Below are 19,895 nucleotides of genomic sequence, written 5' to 3'. Positions count from 1 at the left end.
ACTGAAGGGTCCACAGCCGCATATGGAACCCAGCATAGCCCGCTATATCTGGACGCACACCAAGAAGCAGCAGCTCTGGATATTGATGATCGTCGTGCTTTCGATGATCCCGTATTTCATGTCCTTCGACCTGCCGAAGCTGATCGTGAACGGCCCGATCCAAGGTAGCGGCTTCGAGCAACCGGGCGCGACCCAGCCATTCATGAGGCTGCACTATAACCTGCCGTTCATCGGAGAGGTCCAGTTCTTCTCCGGTTTTGAGCTCGACCGCAAGGCGACGCTGTTTGCCCTGAGCCTTGTGTTCCTCTTGCTGGTCGTCATCAACGGCCTGTTCAAACTCTACATCAACACCTACAAGGGCCGCCTCGGCGAACGCATGCTGCGGCGTATCCGCTTCGATCTGATCGATCGTGTGCTGCGGTTTCCGCCGTTTTACTTCAAGCGGGTGAAATCCGCCGAAGTGGCGACCATGGTGAAGGACGAGGTGGAGCCGCTGGGCGGCTTCATCGGCGATGCCTTCGTGCAGCCGGTGCTGCTCGGCGGCCAGGCGCTGACGGCCATGCTGTTCATCGTGGTCCAGAATTTCTGGCTCGGAATGATAGCGGCCGTGATCGTGGCGATCCAGATCGTGCTCATCCCGCGAATGCGGCGGCGGCTGATCGTGCTCGGGCGCGAACGGCAGTTGACGGCGCGCGCGCTTTCGGGCCGGGTTGGCGAAATCGTCGACGGCATCGGCGCGGTTCACGTCCACGACACATCAAACTACGAGCGCGCCGACATAGCTGCCCGGCTCGGGCTCATCTTTAAGATCCGCTTCGATCTTTACCAATGGAAATTCATGGTGAAGTTCCTCAACAATTTTCTCGCGCAGGTCACGCCCTTTCTGTTCTACATGATCGGCGGGTATCTGGTCATCCAGGGGCGGCTGGACGTCGGTCAGCTCGTGGCCGTGATCGGCGCCTACAAGGACCTGCCCGGACCGATGAAAGAACTGATCGACTGGGATCAGGCGCGGCAGGATATCCAGGTCAAATATCAGCAGGTCGTTGAACAGTTCACCGCCGAGGGTCTCATTGCGCCGAGAATCGGGGCATTGACGATCGACGATCCCGATCCGATGACCAACCCCCTGTCGGCGATCAGTCTGTCCATAGCAGACGATGGCGGTGCAATGCTCCTCGACCGTATCTCCCTCCAGGTCAAGCCGGGTGAGACGGTGGCGCTGGTCAGTACCGCAACAGGTGGAGCCGAGGCGCTTGCAGAAGCCTTCGCGCGGCTGAACTGGCCGGGCAGCGGAAGGGTCGCTTCGGGCGCCGACGACCTGCTTGAACTCCCCGAATCAGTGACCGGCCGGCGCATGTCCTATGCCTCGTCGGATGTTTTCCTGTTCCAGGCAAGCCTCCGCGATAACCTGCTCTACGGGTTGAAGCATGCGCCGCTGACATCGGTGCCTTATGACGGTGCTGCGGCAGACCAGCACCGCTGGAACATCCACGAGGCGCGCCGGTCGGGCAATCCGGATTTTGATATCCACAGCGACTGGATCAACTATGCTTCCGCCGGCGCTACCGGCCCGCACGACCTCTTTGAAGCCGTACGCCGGGTGCTCGACGCGGTTGTTCTATCGCGCGACATTCTGGATCTTGGCTTGCGCTCTACGGCCGACCTCACGCGTCACACGGAGCTTGCCAGGCGGATCGTCGAATTGCGTGCGGCGCTGCGAACCCGGCTGGAACACGAAGGGCTGAGCGGACTGGTGGCTCCTTTCGAACCGGGCGCCTATAACAAGGAAGCAACGATCGGCCAAAACTTGCTCTTCGGCGCTGCCGCCGGCCCCGAACTGGCCGACAGGGCTCTAGCGGCCAATCCCTATTTTGCTTCTGTGCTGAGGCAGGCCGGCCTCGACCACACGCTCTACGAAATGGGCATGGAGATCGCCGAACAGGCGATCGAGCTGTTTGCCGACCTGCCGCCCGATCACCCGTTCTTCCAGCAGCTCGCCTTCATGAGCGCCGAGGAGATACCCACCTACAAAACCTTGCTGCAACGGCTCAAGAACCGTCCCCACGAGGCGGTTTCGGAGAACGACCGCGCCATGATCGTCACCTTGAGCTTTGCCTATATCGAGCCCCGGCACCGCTTCGGCCTGCTGAGCGACGAGCTGATGAGCAAGATCGTCGCTGCACGCAACCGCTTCTATGAAAACCTGCCGCCCGAGCTGCAAAATGCGATCGAACGGTATGATCCTGCCAAATACATTGCCGCGGCCACAGTCATGGATAATGTCCTGTTCGGGCGTGTGGGCAACAACCATCCCGACGCGCCGGACCGCATACGCTCCATCGTCTATGACATTCTTGACGAACTGGGGCTTTATGCCGAACTTCTGGATGTCGGCCTGGACTTCAACGTCGGCTCCGGCGGCAGGCGGCTGACCGGTGGACAGCGACAGAAGCTCGATGTTGCCCGGGCCCTGCTCAAGCGTCCTGATTTTCTCATTCTCAACCGGCCGCTGTCGGCGATCGACCAGCGCATGCAGGATAAGGTGCTGCGAAACGTGCTCGAGGAAGCCAGGCGCGACGACCATTCGCCGGCAATTGTGTGGGTCGTGACGAATCCGGCGATGGGGATGATATTCGATCGCGTTATCGTCTTCGACTCGGGTAAATTGGTGGAAGACGGAACACCCGAGACACTGTTGGCAGGGAACGGTATCTTCAAGGAACTGTTGTCATAGAGCAACGGACATTCAGATGGGATCATTCTGCCGGTGGGAATTTACTGCAAGGTCAAGGGATTCGGCGAAGGGCGTAGCGGGACCACATCCGCGCCGAAATCCCGAAGGGGTTTGCCGCAAATTCACCCGGCTCTTCGGGTTTCCGGTGGCGGACGCCCATTTGTCAGGCGGCATCGCCCGATCGCACGACATCGGGCTCGCACCTTTCGCGTGGTTCGTCTCGCCATCCCGGAAACAGAATTCATTCCATCTGGGCGTCCGTTGCTCTAGTCTGGCAAACGCGAATTTTGGGAAGGTTTGCGACAATGCTGCTCAAGGATGAAGTTGGAATGCTGCAACGCGTTCCCTTGTTCTCTGCCATCGAGCCGACAAAGCTCAAGCTGCTTGCGTTCACATCCGATCGTGTGAGCTACAGCGCCGGTCAGATCCTTTTCCGGCAGGGCGACGAGGGAGACGCCGCCTATGTCATCCTTTCAGGCAGGGCGGATATTCTGGTCGATTCCGACAGCGGACCGATAAAAGTTGCCGAACTGGAGCCAAATTCGATTGTTGGCGAGATCGCCATATTGTGCAACAGCTCCCGCACTGCCACCGTCAGAGCGGCAAGTCCGCTGGAAGCCTTGAGAATCCGCAAAGATCATTTCCTGAGGCTTATGAGGGAGTTCCCGGAAATGACCATCGAGATATTGCGGGTTCTTGCCGATCGCCTAAGCCATACGACCGCGGATCTGATCGACGCACGAAGCGCCAAATAACGAATGACGTGCGCTCGATCCTCGCCGTCGTGATGGCACTGCCCTCTTGCTGAGAAGGTCACCCGGAGAATGCCTGTCTCGCCTAGCAGCAGTTGTTTGGCTAAGATGGGCGAAGAGGTAGCATGGACGACGACGTTTTCCTGGTCAGGTTTTGGGGTGTGCGCGGCAGCATTTCGGTATCAGGGCCAGAATTCTCTCGCTATGGCGGCAACACAATCTGCATTGAGATGCGATGCGGTAAGCATACGCTTCTGTTCGACGCAGGCTCTGGCCTACGGCCTGCCGGCGGGGCGCTTCAGGCGTTGGCCGTGACCGATTTCGACCTGCTTTTCACCCATTGCCATTACGATCACATCATCGGGCTGCCGTCTTTTGCGCCGATCTATGACCGGAGCGTCAAGGTTACGCTTTGGTCCGGGCATCTTGCAGGACACATGACGACCCGGCAGATGGTCGATGAGTTCATGCGGCCGCCGTGGTTTCCGGTGAAACTGGAGATCTGCAAGGCAAGCCTCGACTATCGCGATTTCGTATCCGGAGACGTGCTTCGGCCGCGCGAAGGGGTGGTGGTCCGAACCGGCAGTCTTATCCATCCGGGCGGCTGCATAGGCTACCGAGTCGAATGGGGCGGCCGCGTCGTGGCGGTGATCACAGACACTGAGCACGAACCGGACAAACTCGATCAGGCGGTGCTCGGCCTGATCGAAGATGCCGACCTCGTCATTTACGATTGCACCTACACCGAGGAGGAAATGGAACGCCGCCGCGGTTACGGGCACTCGACATGGCAACAGGGCGTCAAGCTCTGTGAGGTGGCCGGTGCGCGGGGGCTTGCGCTGTTTCACCACGATCCGACACGGACCGACGCGGAACTGGACGAGATCGAGAAACTGGCCAAAGACAGGTTTACCGGCGCTTTTGCCGCGCGGGATGGCCAGACGCTCAAATTTCCAGTCTCATTGCGCAAAAAGCGCTGAGCTATTTTCCTCTACCGGCGCTGCGCCCGATCAATGTCCTGATCGGAAGCCATGCGCAGGCTTCACAATGTGCGGTGACTGTGAACAGCCGTTCGAGGAAGAGCCAGGCCGATTCATCATGTACGAGATGGTGGGTGAGCAGGCCGACCGGTTCGCCGCCGTCGATTGCATGCTGCAATTGCGCGATGATAGCCTGAACCAATAGGCCATGATCGCGGCAGCCGCGCGTGCCATGCCAATCCATGATGTCGACATTGCTGTTGATGACCGCAAGTGAAGCCGGCCTCGGCGGCCCATAGACCGACAATGCCGAAAATCCTATCGATCCAAGGTCGGATACCAAGCCGGCGTCGATCCTGTTCCAGGGTGGCACCAGCATCGGAACGGCACGTGCGCCGTGCAGGTCGGTTACGTGCGTCAGCCCGCGAGCCAGGTCATCGAGCACCGCCTCGCGTGGCCGATGCGCGCCGAGCTCCTGCTTTTTCTGGTGCTCGGGCGCATGATTTCGGTGCGCCCAGCCATGGATGGCGACCGTGGCATGCGGCGCCTCGTCAAGCCGGACGACAAGCTTCTCATCGGTCAGGGCCGGAATGACGGCCAGAGTGACCGGAACCGCGAATTCACCGGTGAGGTCGAGCAGCCGATCAAGCGCAGGCGTCGGATCCACGGCGTCGTCGTCGCGCAGCCAAAACTCTGCCTTACGGTCCGCCCGTTGCCGGCACGCCAGTTCTTCCACCAAGGGCTGCCAGATCGGATCGGATGTCATGAATCCGGGATCTTCGCAAGAAGTTCGGCCAGACGCGCCGCTGCAACACCGAGGGAGCGTTCTTCGAGGATGAAACGTCTGGCTTCCGCGGCCATGATGGTTCTTTCGTCGTTACGGGCCAGAAGCCTTTCAGTGGCAGAAGCGAACGCCGCCACATCGCCCGGCGGGGTGAGAAACCCGGTCTGACCATCCCGCACGACCTCCGGCACGCCGGCGATGTCCTGAGCCACCACCGGAAGGCCGGCGGCCTGTGCTTCAAGATAGGCAACGCCATAGGCCTCGCCGTAACCCGGCCAGACGTAAATTCCCCCACTGTAGAGGACATCCGGCACGGCGGCTGGCTCAATCGCGCCAAGCCATTCGATACGGTCGGCGGGCAAGCCGGCGAATTGCGCTTTGACCTCGTCACGGGCAGGCCCATCCCCGACCACCGACATGGTCCAGGGCAGGTGGCCGATCGGACCGAGCGCCTGCGCCAGCATGCGATAGCTTTCGACTTTGTCGCCCGGGCGCATCATGGCGACGGTAACGAGGCGCGTCGGACAACCCCGTGCCGGCATTTCCCGAAATACCGATGTGTCGATGAAGGGCGAAAGCATGCCGAGAGCGGCGTCGGGAATCGCATCTGTCAGTCCCTGACGATCCCTTTGCGTGAAGCAGATGTTCAGCGCTGCCTGTTCGACGGCTCGCGCCACCAACGCTTGCGTATCGGCCCACAAACCGGCGTTGCGCCGCCTCGAATAGGAGGCTTCCGCTGTCACATAGGGGATAGCAAAGGCCGACGCCAGCTCGGGTCCGATCAGGTCGGGCGCCTTGTAATAGGGATGATAGGAGAACCAGAGATCGGGCTTGCCGTCACGATCCCAAAGCTTTGTCAGCCGCGCGGCTTCCTCTCGGGCCTCGATCTTGAGAGCATCGAAACTTTTCGACTCCGGTTTGCGTAGATAGAGGCGCAATTCGGATGCTAGTTCGACGCTATGCCCTCCATGCTCCAGCGCCTTGACCAGCATCCGTGCCATCTGGCGGTCGCCGGAGGCAACGGGATGATTGGGCGACTTCAGCGGCGCGTAGAAGGCAATTCGCATCGCCGGACCCTATTATCGGAAAGCCTGCGCAAGTCAATTTCGAAGCATGATCGACTTCACCTTCAAGCAGTGGAATGTGCTATCTGATGCTCATGGAAACAGCTGCCGCGTCCGACCCGTTTGTCGCTTCTTTGCCGGTCTTCGCAAAGTTCGAAAGCGTTGCCGATATCGATAACTATCGGCCTCTCCCGGATGGCTGGGCGCTGGCCACCGCCGACATCGTCGGCTCGACCAAGGCGATCGAGGCTGGGCGCTATAAAACCGTCAATATGGCCGGCGCCAGCGTCATTTCGGCGCTGCTCAATGCGCTGGGTCGGAAAGATCTTCCCTTTGTCTTCGGCGGCGACGGCGCGCTCGTGGCGTTTCCCGGCTCGGCGCTGGAGATCACCCGCAACGCGCTGGCGGCTGTCCAGAGATGGGTGGCGGACGAACTGGACCTGACCTTGCGTGCCGCAATCGTGCCGATAAAGGATATAAGAGCGCAAGGCCTCGACGTTCGCGTGGCGAGGTTCCGGGCCTCCGAAGCGGTCTTCTATGCCATGTTCGCCGGCGGTGGCGGCAGTTGGGCGGAAGCCGAGATGAAAGCGGGGCGCTACCGCATCGATCCTGCGCCGGCCGGCGCGCGGCCGGATCTGACCGGCCTCTCCTGCCGCTGGAACCCGATCGAAGCCCGGCATGGCGAAATCGTCTCGATCATAGCCATACCTGGGGCGTCGCGCGACTTGCGCGGTTTTCAGTTTCTGGCTTCCGACATCATCGCCCTTGCCGGCGGGCAGGAACGCGATGGCCACCCGTTGCCGGTGAACGGGCCGGCCTACAGTTTTTCGCCCGCCGGCCTCGATATCGAGGCGAGGGCCATGGCGCCGGCAGGATGGCGGTGGCTGTCGAAGCTGTGGATATTGTTCCAGCTGACGCTTACAGCTGTCACCGATAGATATGGCTGGACGATCGGCAGTTTCGATCCGAAGATCTACAAACGCGACGTGGCCAGCAATTCGGATTTCCGGAAGTTCGACGACGGCTTGAAGATGACTATCGACATTGACGCGGATGTGTTGCAACGGATCGAGAACCGGCTGAAACAGGCGGAAGAGGCGGGCATCTGCAACTATGGCCTGCACCGCCAGAAATCGGCCTTGATGACATGCCTCGTCGCCTCGCCGCTGCAGCGCGATCACGTTCATTTCATCGATGGCGCCGCCGGCGGCTATGCGATGGCCGCCGCAAGCCTGAAGGCGAAGGTGCCGGTCTGACGACGGCTTGCGGAAATCGATTTTCCGCAATATGCCTCGGGGTTCTTGGGGAACCAGGTGAGCCTCGCCATGGGAGCGGACGGGCTGTCCGAATTGACTGAAAGCAGATTTTTGGACGCCTCACGATCGACATATGACCGTCTTCTGAACCGGATTTCGACGCGCGCCGCGCAAGTCGGCGTGATCGGACTGGGCTATGTCGGGTTGCCGCTGGCGGTTGCGATCGCACGCGCCGGCTTCCCGGTTTCCGGCTTCGACATCGAAGCCCAGAAGGTCGAGAGCCTGAACAACGGCCAATCCTACATTGAGGCGGTGACGTCGACAGCCCTTGCCGGCCAGGTGGCGAGCGGACGGTTCCGCGCCACTGCGGATTTTGCCGAACTGGCCGTCTGCGATGTCATCATCATCTGCGTTCCGACACCGCTGACGAAAAACCGTGAGCCGGACCTCTCCTTGTCAGGAACACGGCAGGCACCATCGCGAAGCATCTGCGTCGCGGCCAGTTGATTGTGCTGGAATCGACCACCTATCCCGGCACCACCGACGACGTGATCAAGCCCATACTGGAAGAAACCGGCTTGCAGTCGAAGATAGACTTCTTCCTCGGCTTCTCGCCCGAACGCGAGGATCCCGGCAACCGCAGCTTTGAAGTCGCGACGATCCCCAAGGTCGTGGCAGGCGACGGCATTGAAGCGGCGACACTCGTGCAGGCTTTCTACCAGGGCGTGGTCAAGACCGTCGTTCCGGTTTCCACCACGGCGACCGCCGAGGCGGTCAAGCTGACGGAAAACATCTTCCGCTCGGTCAACATAGCCCTGGTCAACGAGTTGAAGGTCGTGCTCGGTGCGATGGGCATCACATCTGGGAGGTGATCGAGGCGGCAAAGAGCAAGCCCTTCGGCTAGATGCCTTTCTATCCTGGCCCCGGACTTGGCGGGCACTGCGTTCCGATCGATCCCTTCTACCTGACGTGGAAGGCGCGCGAATACGAACTGCCGACCCGCTTCATCGAGCTGGCGGCAGAGATCAACACGGCCATGCCACGTCATGTAGTCGATGAACTGGCGAAGGCGCTGGACCGGCGCTGCGGCAAGGCGCTCAGCCGCTCGCGCATTCTCATCATCGGGCTCGCCTATAAGAAGAATGTGCCCGACATCCGCGAAAGCCCTTCATTGCGGCTCATTGAACTCATCGAGGAATGGGGCGGCAAGGCGGAATTCCACGATCCGCATGTTACCGAGATCCCGACCACACGGGAGCATATGGCGATCAAGGGGCGTCGCTCGGTCGAATTGACCGAGACGGCCTTGAAGGATTTCGATGCTGTCGTCGTTGCAACCGACCACGACGCGATCGACTATCAGGCGATCGCTGATCACGCTCTTCTGATCGTCGACACACACAACGTTTTTGGCCGCCTCGGGCTAGCCCGAGAGACGGTGGTGAAGGCCTGACGGCGTCTGAGCCGGCGAATTTTTTGCCTGATGTCAGGATCGTGATTGCACTCCGCCGGCAGCCTCGCCACATAATGCCCCTTCGCTGGCTTTTGCCGCCGAAGCCGGCTTCATTGACTTCGAGGGTCTTGTCTTTGGGTCGTTAGCGGACCGTGTTGTGGCGGATCAAAGGAGAATGGCTCGTCTTCGACGGGTCTCAAGATAGCATGAGCACAGCGCGAGCAGAAATTTCCACCATTCTCATGGATAAGGTTGCCGATTGGCTGACCCAATCGGCGCTGGCGGGCAACGACCTGGAAACATTGGTAAAGGGCTTTTGTGAACGGCTGGCTGCTGCCGGCCTGCCGCTGAAGCGGGTGCATTTGAGCTTTTCGATGCTTCATCCGCTTTATGACGCGCTTGGCTTCACCTGGCTTCGCGGCCAGGGCATGGAAGTGGAAGGCTTCCGCAAAGAGGACGGCGTTCATTCTGACAGATTCCTGACCAGCCCATACTACCATCTGCTCAGCAACAAGCTCGACCATCTGCGGCGCCGGCTCGAAACGTCGGTGCCGTCGGAATTTCCTGTTTTCGATGAACTCAGGCTTATGGGCGTGACCGATTACATGGCTTTCGTCCATCCCTTCAACGGCAATACCAGTCAGGGCATGATCGGGTCCTGGTCCACCGACAGCGCTTCAGGCTTCAGCGACAGCATGATTTCAGCGCTGCTGCGCATCCAGAATCATCTCGCTATCGCAACCAAGATGGCGGTGCTCACCAAGCTGGCCGACAACATGATGACCACTTATCTCGGCGGCGACGCCGGCAGGCGCGTGCTGGACGGCCAGATCAAGCGCGGCGAGGGCGACACAATCCGGGCCGCACTGGTCATGGCCGATATGCGCGGGTCGACAAGGCTTGCCGAAACTTCCGGCCGCGAAATCTACATCGATACGCTGAACCAGTTTTTCGATGCCATTGCTGCACCTTTCAATCGCAGAGGCGGGCAGATCATGAGTTTCATAGGTGATGGCTTTATTGCCGTCTACCCTTGCGAAAGGCACCGTGCGCAGTCCGAGATCGCCTGCCAGGCTGCTCTTGCGGCAACGCACAAGGCCACCGCGCGCATGATGGATCTCAATCTGCGCAGAAAGGAGCAGGGATTGGGCGACATAGAATTTGGCATCGGCCTGCATGTCGGCAATGTGATGTTCGGCAATGTCGGACTTACCGACCGGCTCACATTCTCTGTCTTCGGCTCGGCTGTAAACGAGGTCCAGCGCCTCCAGACCCTGACCAAGAAATATCCGCACAGCGTTCTCGCCAGTAAGGACTTCGCCGGCTATTGCGGCGCCAACAGCTGGCTGACGCTCGGCAAGGAGGGACTGGCGGGTATCAAACAGAAGCTGACGGTGCTTTCACCCGATCTGTCGGGTGCTCTCGCACTCGATGAGGACGGCACGCTGGAGCCGATTTACGACCGAATATCCGACGCCGAGCAGGTCATGCTGCTTCATCGCGATGCCGCGCGGCTGTCGGCGGGCGCCGCGAGGAAGCTCCAGTAACCGCCAAGATCTGATCCGGACGCCTTTGGTATGCAGTCCGGTCGCCGTTCCGCCAGGGAACTGGCGATTGTTTCGAATCCAAGTTGCTCTAGGCTGGCAATGCGCTAGTCTCGCCTTTTGGACCTGCCAGAGTGGGGCTGGTGTGAGAATGAATTCGGGCGTTGATCTGCTGCGGATCGAGGATGTTGGCATCTCTTTTGCCATTATCGGGGGACCGTTGCATGCCGTCAGGCGTGCAAATCTTCGCGTCCTGCCCGGCAAGGTTACCGCGCTTGTGGGCGAGTCCGGTTCCGGAAAATCGGTTATCAGCCAGGCAGTGATGGGCATTTTGCCGAACACAGCCCATGTTCGCGGCCGTATCCTGTTTTCCGATCCTGAAAAGCCCGGCACGACGCAGGATATCCTCCAGATGCCGCGTGACGGACCCGATATCCGGGCGTTGAGAGGCAGCCGCATCGGCAAGATCTTCCAGGAGCCGATGACATCGCTGTCGCCGCTGCACACGATCGGCAACCAGGTCAGCGAATCCCTGCAGATTCATACGCCCATGGCTCGAGCGGAGCGCAAGGCGCGGACCGAGGAAATGCTCGACCTTGTCGGTTTTCCCAATCCCAAGCGCGCCTATGACATGTATCCCTTTGAACTTTCGGGAGGATTGCGTCAACGCGCCATGATCGCCATGGCGCTTATCTGCCGGCCCGCCTTGTTGATCGCCGACGAGCCGACGACGGCGTTGGACGTCACCATCCAGGCGCAAATCCTGCAATTGCTGCGCGGGCTTCAGACCAAGCTGAACATGGCGATGCTACTGATCACCCATGACCTCGGCGTGGTCGCCAATGTTGCCGACGAGGTCGTGGTCATCTACCATGGCGAGATCATGGAAGCGGGACCTGTCGAGGCGATATTCCGCCGGCCAGGTCACCCTTACCTGAAGGGCCTGATGGCAGCCGTTCCGCATTTCGATCTGAAGCCTGGCGAAAGGCTAAAAGCGCTCCGCGAGGTGCCGGTGAATGTCGGGAACCTGCTCGGCAAGCAGACGGCGCCGGCGTCGAAGGGCCCGGACGACGTCCTGCTGTCGGTCAGGGATCTGAAAAAGACCTTCACCACCCGCAAGTCCGGATGGTTCGGCGGGGGTCATCAAACCTCTGTTCGCGCCGTGGAAAGCGTGAGCTTCGATATCAGGCGGGGTGAGTGCCTGGGTCTGGTCGGCGAAAGCGGCTCCGGCAAAACCACCGTCAGCAAGATCCTCATGCGGGCTGTCACCCCTAGCGGCGGCTCGGTGATCTTCAACGGCGGCGATGGACCGATCGACGTCTTGGAAGCCGAGGGAGGCGCCCTGCGCATGCTGCGCGCGAAAATCCAGATGGTCTTCCAGGATCCGGTTTCGTCGCTTTCACCTCGCATGACGGTGGAGAACATCTTGAGCGAGCCGCTGGAAATCCATCAACGTGGCAATGCCGCGTCCCGACTCGCCACGGTCAAGAGCCTGATGCAGGCAATCGGGCTCGATCCGCGCTTCATCAAGCGTTATCCGCACAGTTTCTCCGGCGGGCAGCGTCAGCGTATCGGCATCGCGCGCGCGTTGGCGCTGGGGCCTGAACTCCTGATCTGCGACGAGCCGGTTTCGGCGCTCGATGTCTCTGTCCAGGCGCAGATCCTGAACCTGCTGAAGGATCTGCAGAAGGAACTGGGCCTGACCTACCTGTTCATATCCCACAACCTGGCGGTGGTGGACTACATGGCAGACCGCATCGCGGTGATGTGCGGCGGGCGTATCGTCGAGCTTGCGCCGCGCGAAATCCTGCTTAGGAAACCGGTCCACCCCTACACCCGCTCACTGGTTGCCGCAGTACCTTTCCCCGATCTCGACAGGCCGATGGATTTCAAGACGCTGCAGCTCAGCGGTGGTTCCGACACCAGCGCATGGGGACCGCAATTCCGCGACGAGGGCGACGAGGATATGCTGTCGCCGCTCGATCTTGGCGGCGGCCACCTCGTGCTGGCCCGACGTTCGGCCGATGTCAGCGAGCTACGCCATTGATCAGCCGGCGCACCGTCCTTGGCCTCATGGCTTCGGCATTTCTGCCGGGCACGTCGCGCGCCGGCGATCTGGAGCCGGAATTTCTTCAGCCACAGCTGAAGGCCAAGGCGCTGCCGGCACTCGCCGAACGCCTGCCCAAGAGCCCGCGCGTGTTGAACCTCGCCGCGATGGGCCGGCAGCCCGGCCAGTATGGCGGCACGCTGCGCACGATCATCGGCAGCCAGAAAGATATCCGGATGATGACGATCTACGGGTATGCTCGCCTGGTCGGCTATGACGAAAAGCTTAACTTGCAACCCGACATCCTCGAAAGTTTCGACGTAGCGGATGATCGCGTCTTCACTTTCAAGATTCGGGAAGGGCATAAATGGTCTGACGGTAGCCTGCTGACGCCGGAGGATTTTCGCTATTGCTGGGAAGATGTCTGGCTGAACGATGAGCTTTCGCAAGGCGGGCTTGCCCCGGCCCTGCTGGCGGACGGCAAGCCGCCACGCTTCGAGATCGTCGATCCGTCGACGGTCCGCTATAGTTGGGATGCGCCCAATCCCGACTTCCTGCCCAAGCTTGCTGCTGCTTCGCCGCTATCGCTTGCTCTGCCGGCCGCCTATCTCAAGCAGTTCCACAAGAAATACCAGGATCCATCCCGGCTCGCCGGCCTAATGAAGGAGAACCGGGCCCGGAAATGGACGCTCCTGCATATCCGCATGTCGCGGCAGTATCGCCCGGAGAACCCGGAACTGCCGACGCTCGATCCCTGGCGGAACCGGACCAAGCCGCCGGCCGAGCAATTCGTCTTCGAGCGCAACCCGTTCTTTCATCGAATAGACGAGAATGGCCGGCAACTGCCCTATGTTGACCGGATCGTCATGAATGTCAGCTCGCCGGCGATCATCTCCGCCAAGACCGGTGCGGGCGAGAGCGACCTGCAATCCATGGGAATTGACTTCAGCGATTACTCCTTCCTGAAGGACGCGGAGAAGCGCTACCCGGTGAAGATGCATCTCTGGAAACGCACACAGGGTTCGCGGCTGGCGCTGCTGCCCAATCTGAATTGTTCCGACCAGGTGTGGCGTGGCCTTCTTCGTGACGTGCGCGTGCGCCGCGCCCTTTCGCTCGCTGTGGACAGGCGCGAGATCAATTTGGCCGTGTTCTACGGATTGGCGCAGGAAAGTGCCGATACGGTCCTGCCGGAGAGCCCGCTCTACCGGCCGGAATTCGCGAAAGCCTGGGTCGCCCATGATCCCGACCAGGCCAATGCCCTGCTCGACGAGGCCGGGCTTCAGACGCGTGACGATGACGGCCTGCGGATACTTCCCGATGGACGCCCTGCGCAGGTCATAGTGGAAACGGCCGGCGAAAGCACGCTGGAAACCGACGCGCTCGAACTCATCACCGATCACTGGCGCAAGATCGGCATCGCCCTGTTCATCCGGACTTCGCAGCGCGACATCTTCCGCAGCCGCGCGCTTGGCGGCCAGATCATGATGTCGATGTGGTCGGGCATCGACAATGGCGTGCCGACCGCCGACATGAACCCGTACCAGCTGGCCCCCACCATCGACGACCAGCTGCAATGGCCGCTCTGGGGTGCTTACTACTTGTCTCACGGCAAGGTCGGTGAGGCGCCCGATCTTCCGCCTGTGGTCGAGCTGATGGCTTTACTCAAGCGCTGGAACGCATCGACCGAAGCCACGGAGCGCGCCGAAATCTGGAATTCAATGCTGTCGATCTACACCGATCAGGTGTTTTCGATCGGCACGGTGAACGGAACGCATCAGCCGGTTCTGGCGTCCTCGCGGTTGCGCAATCTGCCTGACAAGGCGCTCTACGGCTACGACCCGACCGCCTATTTCGGTGTCTACATGCCGGATACATTCTGGCTTGGAGAGTCCTGAGCGTGCTTCGATATTTTGTCTGGCGCATCGCCGTGATGGTTCCAACGCTGCTGGTCATATCGGCACTGGTGTTCACGATCATCGAACTTCCACCAGGCGACTATTTCGACAGCTATGTTGCCGAGCTTCGGGCTCAGGGCGAAGCGGTGGATTCCGATCGCATCGAGATGATGCGCAAGGAATATGGTTTCGACCAGCCACCGGTCATTCGCTACTTCTACTGGGTCGGGGGGATGCTACACGGCGATTTCGGCTATTCCTTCGAATATGACCTGCCGGTTCGCGACGTCGTCGGGGACCGAATGTGGCTGACGGTGCTGGTTTCCTTCGTCACGATCATCTTCACCTGGCTCATCGCCTTTCCCATCGGCATGTACTCCGCCACGCATCAATACAGCTGGGGCGACTACGGCCTGACTTTCCTCGGCCTTCTTGGCCTTGCCATTCCGAACTTCATGCTGGCGCTGATCCTGATGTATTTCGCCAACATCTGGTTCGGCACATCCATCGGCCATCTCATGGACCAGCAATATCTCGGCGAGCCGATGAGCTTGGCCAAGGCGAAGTCGATCCTCGCCCATCTCTGGATTCCGGTCTTGATCATCGGCACCGGGGGCACGGCAAGCATGATCCGGCGGCTGCGCGCCAATCTGCTCGACGAGCTACACAAGCAATATGTCGTGACCGCGCGCGCCAAAGGACTTCATCCGTTCAAGGCGCTGGTCAAATATCCGATGCGCATGGCGCTCAATTTCTTCATTTCCGACATCGGCTCTATCCTGCCGGCCATCATCTCCGGCGCCGAAATCACTGCGATCGTGCTGTCTTTGGAAACGACCGGGCCGATGCTGATCAAGGCGCTGCAAAGCCAGGACATGTATCTGGCAGGGTCGTTCCTGATGTTTCTCGCCTTCCTGACGGTCATCGGTGTCCTGATTTCCGACCTGGCGCTGGCGCTGCTTGATCCACGAATTCGTTTGCAGGGCGGCAGCACCAAATGAACACGCATTCGCCGCTGCCCGCTCCGGGTGCTCCACTTCAACACTACGTTTCCACCGCGCCCATTGACCTGCAGTCGGTCGAGGCGATGACGCCGGAGCAGTCGAAGGTCTTTCAGGCGTCGCAGTTACGGCTGATGTGGTGGAAATTCCGGATGCACCGGCTTGCCGTTATATCCGGCATATTCCTGGCAGCGCTTTATTTCGGGATACTGATTTGCGAGTTCCTGGCGCCCTACAATCTGCACACGCGCAACATGGACTACATCTATTCGCCGCCGCAGCGGGTGCACCTGTTCCACAACGGCCAGCTCGTCGGGCCGTTCGTCTATGGCCGCCAGATGACGCTGGATATGGACACGCTTAAGCGGAACTACATCGAGAATCAGGATGATGTTCAGCGGATCCGTTTCTTCTGCAAGGGCGACAGTTATCAGTTCTGGGGCCTGATCGAAGGTGACAGGCATTTTGTCTGCCCTGCCGAAAACGGCCAGCTCTTTCTAGCCGGCACTGACAGGCTGGGGCGCGATGTGCTCTCGCGCATCATCTATGGCGCACGCATTTCACTGACAATCGGCCTCGTCGGCATCAGTTTCAGCTTCCTGCTCGGCATTGTGATCGGCGGACTGGCCGGCTATCACGGCGGTATCTTCGACCTGATCGTTCAACGGATAATCGAAGTTCTGCAATCGATCCCCAGCATTCCGCTATGGCTGGCTCTGGCGGCGATCATGCCGATAACCTGGAGTCCGATCCTGATCTATTTCGGCATCACCGTCATTCTCGGGCTGCTCGACTGGACCGGACTGGCGCGGGCCGTGCGTTCAAAGCTTCTAGCCTTGCGCGAGGAGGATTACGTTCTGGCCGCGCAATTGATGGGCGCCAAAAGCAGCCGCATCATCGGGCGGCATCTCATTCCCGGCTTCATGTCGCATCTGATCGCGACGGCGACGATCTCCATACCCGGCATGATCCTGGGCGAGACGGCGCTGAGCTTCCTCGGGCTCGGCCTGAGGGCGCCGATAACCAGCTGGGGCATCCTGCTCACCGAGGCGCGCAGCGTCAGCGTCATCGCGTTCTATCCATGGCTGCTTTTGCCGATGCTCCCCGTCATTCTCGTCATCTTGGCGTTCAACTTCCTCGGCGACGGCCTGCGGGACGCCGCAGACCCCTACAAGTGAGATCGCTATTCCGCCGCGCGCCGGGCCGCCGACTCCACCCGGTATGATCCTTGTCGGCAGCCTGTTCGGTTATTGCCGTGTTCATCGTTCGCCTCTATATGTGGCGAGACGCGATCGGGGTTTAACACGGGCCCTCGGGTTTCACCCGTGAACCGTTATGGTCGCGGGCATTGCCGATCTCTTGAGCTGGTTTCAGGACACACAAACGCATATGACTCGCCTCGAGAATTTCATCAGCAGGATGACCGCACAGCGCGACATTCTCGATCAAGTTTGCCCCGAGGTGGCGAAGATGGAAGGGCTGGTGCTCGAGCTCGGCCTCGGCAATGGCCGGACGTTCCACCATCTGCGCGAGCGCCTGCCCGGACGCCGGATCGTGGTGTTCGACCGCGAACTTGGCGCACACGCCAGCTCAATTCCCGAAGCTGAAAACCTCGTGCTCGGCGAAATACGCGAGACGGCGAAGAGGTTCATTGGCATCGACGCGGCTCTTGTTCATGCCGACATCGGCACCGGCTATGAAGATCGCGATGCAGTGACCTCTACCTGGCTCCCCGATCTGATCGCGCGCCTGCTTCGCGTCGGTGGCATCGCGGTCAGCGGCACGCCGCTCGATCACCCGCTGTTGCAACGCCTCCCGCCACCGCCTTCGGTGCCCGCCGATCGTTATTTTGTCTGCAGGCGCGTGTGAGGGGCCGAGCCGACCCAAATCTTCGGGGGCCAAATCTTAAGGGGCCAAATCTTCAGGGGATCGTATACACTGCTATCTCCCGCTCAATGCCGCGCAGCGAGACCTCGTGGGGCACGGGCGTCAGCGCGTTCCTGTGCAACAGATCGGCGGTGAGATTGTCGTCGACCACCGCACGAGTGGCGAAGATCGCCTGTGCGTTGGCAAGGTTCTGGACCCGCGAAGCAATGTTGACCGTCTGGCCGAAATAGTCCTGCCGCTCGTTCATAGACACCGCGATGCAGGGGCCGGCATGGACTCCGATCTTGAGCAGCAGATCGTCGCGCCCGCTCTTGTCATTGAGCGCACGCATGGCATCGCGCATCCTGAGGGCCGCAGCAATCGCACGATCAGGCGTCGCGAAGGTCGCCATCACCGCATCACCGATCGTCTTCACCACCGCGCCTGCCTCCGCCGCGACGATCTCGTGCAGAACCTGGAAATGCTCGCGCACGAGATCGAAGGCTGAAAGGTCGCCCACCCGCTCGTAAAGCTCGGTCGATCCGCGCAGGTCGGTGAACAGGAAGGTCAGGCTGGTGATCTTCAGGCGCTGGTTGATGTCGAGTGTATCCGTGCGATAGAGATCGCGGAACGTCTGGTTGGTGAGCAGGCGCTTGGCGGTCAGGAAGGGCCGGCGTTTACCCAGGAAATCATGCAATAGCTGGCCGGCGATGAAGACCGTCGGCAGCACGCGGGTGTCGGTCCTGTTCTCCAGCGAAATGCGCAACGGGCCGGGTTGCATCTCCAGCGTCTGGTTCTGGACATGGTCGCGATCGAAGACCAAAGAGAGGCTTCGGCGCTCTTTTGTTGGTTCGCCCTTCCCGTCGATGAACTGCGCTGAATGGGTGACCGGCTCGAAGACGATGATGAATTCAGACGGAAGCTGTATGGGCAGAACCGCCTTTTCACCGGGGGCAAGCTCGATATCCTCCAGCGAGAACGCTTCTATCTTTTTCGCGAAATCCTCTTCCGGCAGATCGACGCCGGACGCCCAGTAGATCTGGCGGAAATATTCCACCAACGGCAGTTCGTGTGGATTGTGGGCGGCAATCCTGCGCACGCGGGGACTGATGGTGAATGTCACCTCGACCATCTCGTCGAGGGTTGGCGAATAGCCCTCGGAGCACAGCGCGCAGGTGTATTCGTCCTTCTGCAGGGTCTTCAGCGTGGCGTTGGTGTCGAGCACGCCGCCACAGCCGGGGCACAGAACATTCCAGGAAATGTCGAAGATGCCCACCCGTGCCGCATGGAGAAAGGCGCTTATGGCGCGTTCCTCGTCGAGGCCATGCTTGCTGGCGAAGGCTGGCGCATTGATGCGGCAAAGTTCGCGGTCCTTGCCCTCCGCGATGGTTCGCTTGATCGCGTCGATTGCCTGCGGATCGACATCGGTCGATTGCCGCAGAAGCGAGAACAGATCCTGAGCTTCGTTCATCGTGCAGGCTCCGGAAAATGCGCCCCCGGGGCGTGTTGACCGGACCGGTCTTCGGTCCGAGCGCTCCATCTTACTTCGAAACGGACCGTACGGCCATTCGAATGGACAAGCCTGGTGACAGTTCAATTTCCATTCGGCGGATTTTCACCGGCCGCTAGCGGCACTATGATGGTCTATGGGGTATTCATCTTTGGGACTCTCTCCCATGCCGACATCCAACAACCCGCCATTTCCCGCGGCCCTGCGCCTTTTCTCTGTGGTGGTCATCATCGTGCTGATCGTAGGCGCCGGCCTGTTTTTCGCGCCTACGCTGGTCAAGCCGCGCTGGCCTTGGGCCGTCACGCCGTTCAATGCCCGCTTCCTCGGCGGCTTCTACACCGCCGAAATGGTCGTGATGGCGGCGCTGCTGTTCTGGAATCGCTGGTCGCCCGGCAGGCTCGTGCTCGTCATGGCCTTCATCTTCACCGTCATCGTGTCGGTGGCTTCGTTCATCAATCTCGGCTATTTCAACTTTGAGCGCAAAGCGCCCTGGCTCTGGTTTTTGGTCTATCTTGCTTCGGTCGCGGTATCCGGGCTGTTCTTGTGGCGGGCCAGGGCCCGTCCTTCTGCAAAAGGCGTGATCTTAAACCCCGCATGGCGCGGCTACATGCAGGTGGAATCGGCGATCCTCGGGCTCTATGGCGTCGGCCTGTTGCTGTTCCCCCTGACATTCAGCAGCATCTGGCCATGGCCGGTCGATGCCTTCCACGCTCAGGTCTACAGCGCCATCTTCCTCGCCGGTGCGGGCGGCATCTATCTCGTCTGGAGAAGCGCGCCGCGCGAGGAACTGCTGGTGCTCGGCCTGGCGCAGTTTATGGTTGGCCTGCTTGCCATCCTTGGCCTCGTCATCACCGATGCTGCGGTGCACCGGATCGACTGGACGGCGACCGGGACATTGTGCTGGCTCGCCCTTTTCGGCTGGATCGGCATCAGCGGCGTCTTCAAACTCTACGCCGCTTCCCGGTATTTTAGCTCGCAATCGGCATCATAGGTTGCAGAGACGGCT

At 60.4% G+C, this 19,895-nt stretch carries 14 protein-coding genes and 1 pseudogene; 12 read left to right on the top strand and 3 right to left on the bottom strand.

Annotated features, from left to right (window positions below; translation table 11 throughout):
- The first annotated feature begins 22 nt into the window (after positions 1–22).
- From IHQ72_RS03745 to IHQ72_RS03735, 3 genes are all read left to right on the top strand, one after another.
- Positions 23–2,737 carry an ABC transporter transmembrane domain-containing protein gene (locus tag IHQ72_RS03745; protein WP_258121232.1) on the top strand — a complete coding sequence of 905 codons (2,715 nt, stop codon included), beginning with the start codon at positions 23–25 and terminating at the stop codon, positions 2,735–2,737.
- 305 nt (positions 2,738–3,042) lie between these two features.
- Positions 3,043–3,492 carry a cyclic nucleotide-binding domain-containing protein gene (locus IHQ72_RS03740; protein WP_023675957.1) on the top strand — a complete coding sequence of 150 codons (450 nt, stop codon included), beginning with the start codon at positions 3,043–3,045 and terminating at the stop codon, positions 3,490–3,492.
- Between the two features lie 122 nt (positions 3,493–3,614).
- Positions 3,615–4,469 (top strand): MBL fold metallo-hydrolase, encoded by an 855-nt coding sequence (locus IHQ72_RS03735; protein WP_258121231.1) that lies wholly within the window; start codon positions 3,615–3,617, stop codon positions 4,467–4,469.
- A 1-nt stretch (position 4,470) separates the two neighbouring features.
- Here the strand turns inward: IHQ72_RS03735 and IHQ72_RS03730 are convergent, their stop codons facing one another.
- Both IHQ72_RS03730 and IHQ72_RS03725 read right to left on the bottom strand, forming a co-directional pair.
- Positions 4,471–5,235 (bottom strand): polysaccharide deacetylase family protein, encoded by a 765-nt coding sequence (locus IHQ72_RS03730; RefSeq protein ID WP_258121230.1) that lies wholly within the window; start codon positions 5,233–5,235, stop codon positions 4,471–4,473.
- Positions 5,232–6,320, bottom strand: a complete 1,089-nt coding sequence (locus IHQ72_RS03725) for a glycosyltransferase family 4 protein (RefSeq protein ID WP_258121229.1) — start codon at positions 6,318–6,320, stop codon at positions 5,232–5,234. Before IHQ72_RS03725 ends, IHQ72_RS03730 begins: the two co-directional genes overlap by 4 nt.
- Positions 6,321–6,412: 92 nt before the next feature.
- Between IHQ72_RS03725 and IHQ72_RS03720 the strand changes: the two genes are divergently transcribed.
- The 8 genes and pseudogenes from IHQ72_RS03720 to IHQ72_RS03685 all read left to right on the top strand — a co-directional run bounded on the left by IHQ72_RS03720 (position 6,413) and on the right by IHQ72_RS03685 (position 17,382).
- Positions 6,413–7,573, top strand: coding sequence for a DUF3095 domain-containing protein (locus IHQ72_RS03720; RefSeq protein WP_258123721.1), 1,161 nt, complete (start codon positions 6,413–6,415; stop codon positions 7,571–7,573).
- A gap of 69 nt (positions 7,574–7,642) precedes the next feature.
- A pseudogene (locus IHQ72_RS03715) lies at positions 7,643–9,026 on the top strand (nucleotide sugar dehydrogenase).
- Positions 9,027–9,232: 206 nt separating this feature from the next.
- On the top strand, positions 9,233–10,573 hold the full coding sequence (locus IHQ72_RS03710) for an adenylate/guanylate cyclase domain-containing protein (protein ID WP_258121228.1): 1,341 nt from the start codon (positions 9,233–9,235) through the stop codon (positions 10,571–10,573).
- Positions 10,574–10,721: 148 nt separating this feature from the next.
- Positions 10,722–12,617: an ABC transporter ATP-binding protein gene (locus IHQ72_RS03705; RefSeq protein ID WP_258121227.1), complete on the top strand. Its 1,896-nt coding sequence runs from the start codon at positions 10,722–10,724 to the stop codon at positions 12,615–12,617.
- Positions 12,614–14,512, top strand: coding sequence for an ABC transporter substrate-binding protein (locus IHQ72_RS03700; RefSeq protein ID WP_258121226.1), 1,899 nt, complete (start codon positions 12,614–12,616; stop codon positions 14,510–14,512). Before IHQ72_RS03705 ends, IHQ72_RS03700 begins: the two co-directional genes overlap by 4 nt.
- A 2-nt stretch (positions 14,513–14,514) precedes the next feature.
- Positions 14,515–15,513, top strand: a complete 999-nt coding sequence (locus tag IHQ72_RS03695; RefSeq protein WP_258121225.1) for an ABC transporter permease — start codon at positions 14,515–14,517, stop codon at positions 15,511–15,513.
- Positions 15,510–16,691: an ABC transporter permease gene (locus tag IHQ72_RS03690; protein ID WP_258121224.1), complete on the top strand. Its 1,182-nt coding sequence runs from the start codon at positions 15,510–15,512 to the stop codon at positions 16,689–16,691. Before IHQ72_RS03695 ends, IHQ72_RS03690 begins: the two co-directional genes overlap by 4 nt.
- 211 nt (positions 16,692–16,902) lie before the next feature.
- On the top strand, positions 16,903–17,382 hold the full coding sequence (locus IHQ72_RS03685) for a class I SAM-dependent methyltransferase (RefSeq protein WP_258123720.1): 480 nt from the start codon (positions 16,903–16,905) through the stop codon (positions 17,380–17,382).
- Positions 17,383–17,434: 52 nt separating this feature from the next.
- Here the strand turns inward: IHQ72_RS03685 and IHQ72_RS03680 are convergent, their stop codons facing one another.
- A complete protein-coding gene (locus IHQ72_RS03680) occupies positions 17,435–18,850 on the bottom strand; it encodes an adenylate/guanylate cyclase domain-containing protein (RefSeq protein ID WP_258121223.1) in 1,416 nt (471 codons plus the stop codon).
- A gap of 205 nt (positions 18,851–19,055) precedes the next feature.
- Here IHQ72_RS03680 and IHQ72_RS03675 point away from each other — a divergent pair, with 205 nt between their 5' ends.
- Positions 19,056–19,880 carry a hypothetical protein gene (locus IHQ72_RS03675; RefSeq protein WP_258121222.1) on the top strand — a complete coding sequence of 275 codons (825 nt, stop codon included), beginning with the start codon at positions 19,056–19,058 and terminating at the stop codon, positions 19,878–19,880.
- Positions 19,881–19,895: the final 15 nt, after the last annotated feature.

It is taken from the genome of Mesorhizobium onobrychidis (genome assembly GCF_024707545.1).
Taxonomy (GTDB): Bacteria; Pseudomonadota; Alphaproteobacteria; order Rhizobiales; family Rhizobiaceae; genus Mesorhizobium; species Mesorhizobium onobrychidis.
This window is presented reverse-complemented; position numbering and strand designations above follow the sequence as displayed.

Bases quoted from the DNA above. Each gene is read 5' to 3' on its own strand.
- IHQ72_RS03745 (WP_258121232.1), top strand. From the start codon at position 23: ATGGAACCCAGCATAGCCCGCTATATCTGGACGCACACCAAGAAGCAG.
- IHQ72_RS03740 (WP_023675957.1), top strand. From the start codon at position 3,043: ATGCTGCTCAAGGATGAAGTTGGAATGCTGCAACGCGTTCCCTTGTTC.
- IHQ72_RS03735 (WP_258121231.1), top strand. From the start codon at position 3,615: ATGGACGACGACGTTTTCCTGGTCAGGTTTTGGGGTGTGCGCGGCAGC.
- IHQ72_RS03730 (WP_258121230.1), bottom strand. From the start codon at position 5,235: ATGACATCCGATCCGATCTGGCAGCCCTTGGTGGAAGAACTGGCGTGC.
- IHQ72_RS03725 (WP_258121229.1), bottom strand. From the start codon at position 6,320: ATGCGAATTGCCTTCTACGCGCCGCTGAAGTCGCCCAATCATCCCGTT.
- IHQ72_RS03720 (WP_258123721.1), top strand. From the start codon at position 6,413: ATGGAAACAGCTGCCGCGTCCGACCCGTTTGTCGCTTCTTTGCCGGTC.
- IHQ72_RS03710 (WP_258121228.1), top strand. From the start codon at position 9,233: ATGAGCACAGCGCGAGCAGAAATTTCCACCATTCTCATGGATAAGGTT.
- IHQ72_RS03705 (WP_258121227.1), top strand. From the start codon at position 10,722: ATGAATTCGGGCGTTGATCTGCTGCGGATCGAGGATGTTGGCATCTCT.
- IHQ72_RS03690 (WP_258121224.1), top strand. From the start codon at position 15,510: ATGAACACGCATTCGCCGCTGCCCGCTCCGGGTGCTCCACTTCAACAC.
- IHQ72_RS03685 (WP_258123720.1), top strand. From the start codon at position 16,903: ATGACTCGCCTCGAGAATTTCATCAGCAGGATGACCGCACAGCGCGAC.
- IHQ72_RS03680 (WP_258121223.1), bottom strand. From the start codon at position 18,850: ATGAACGAAGCTCAGGATCTGTTCTCGCTTCTGCGGCAATCGACCGAT.
- IHQ72_RS03675 (WP_258121222.1), top strand. From the start codon at position 19,056: ATGCCGACATCCAACAACCCGCCATTTCCCGCGGCCCTGCGCCTTTTC.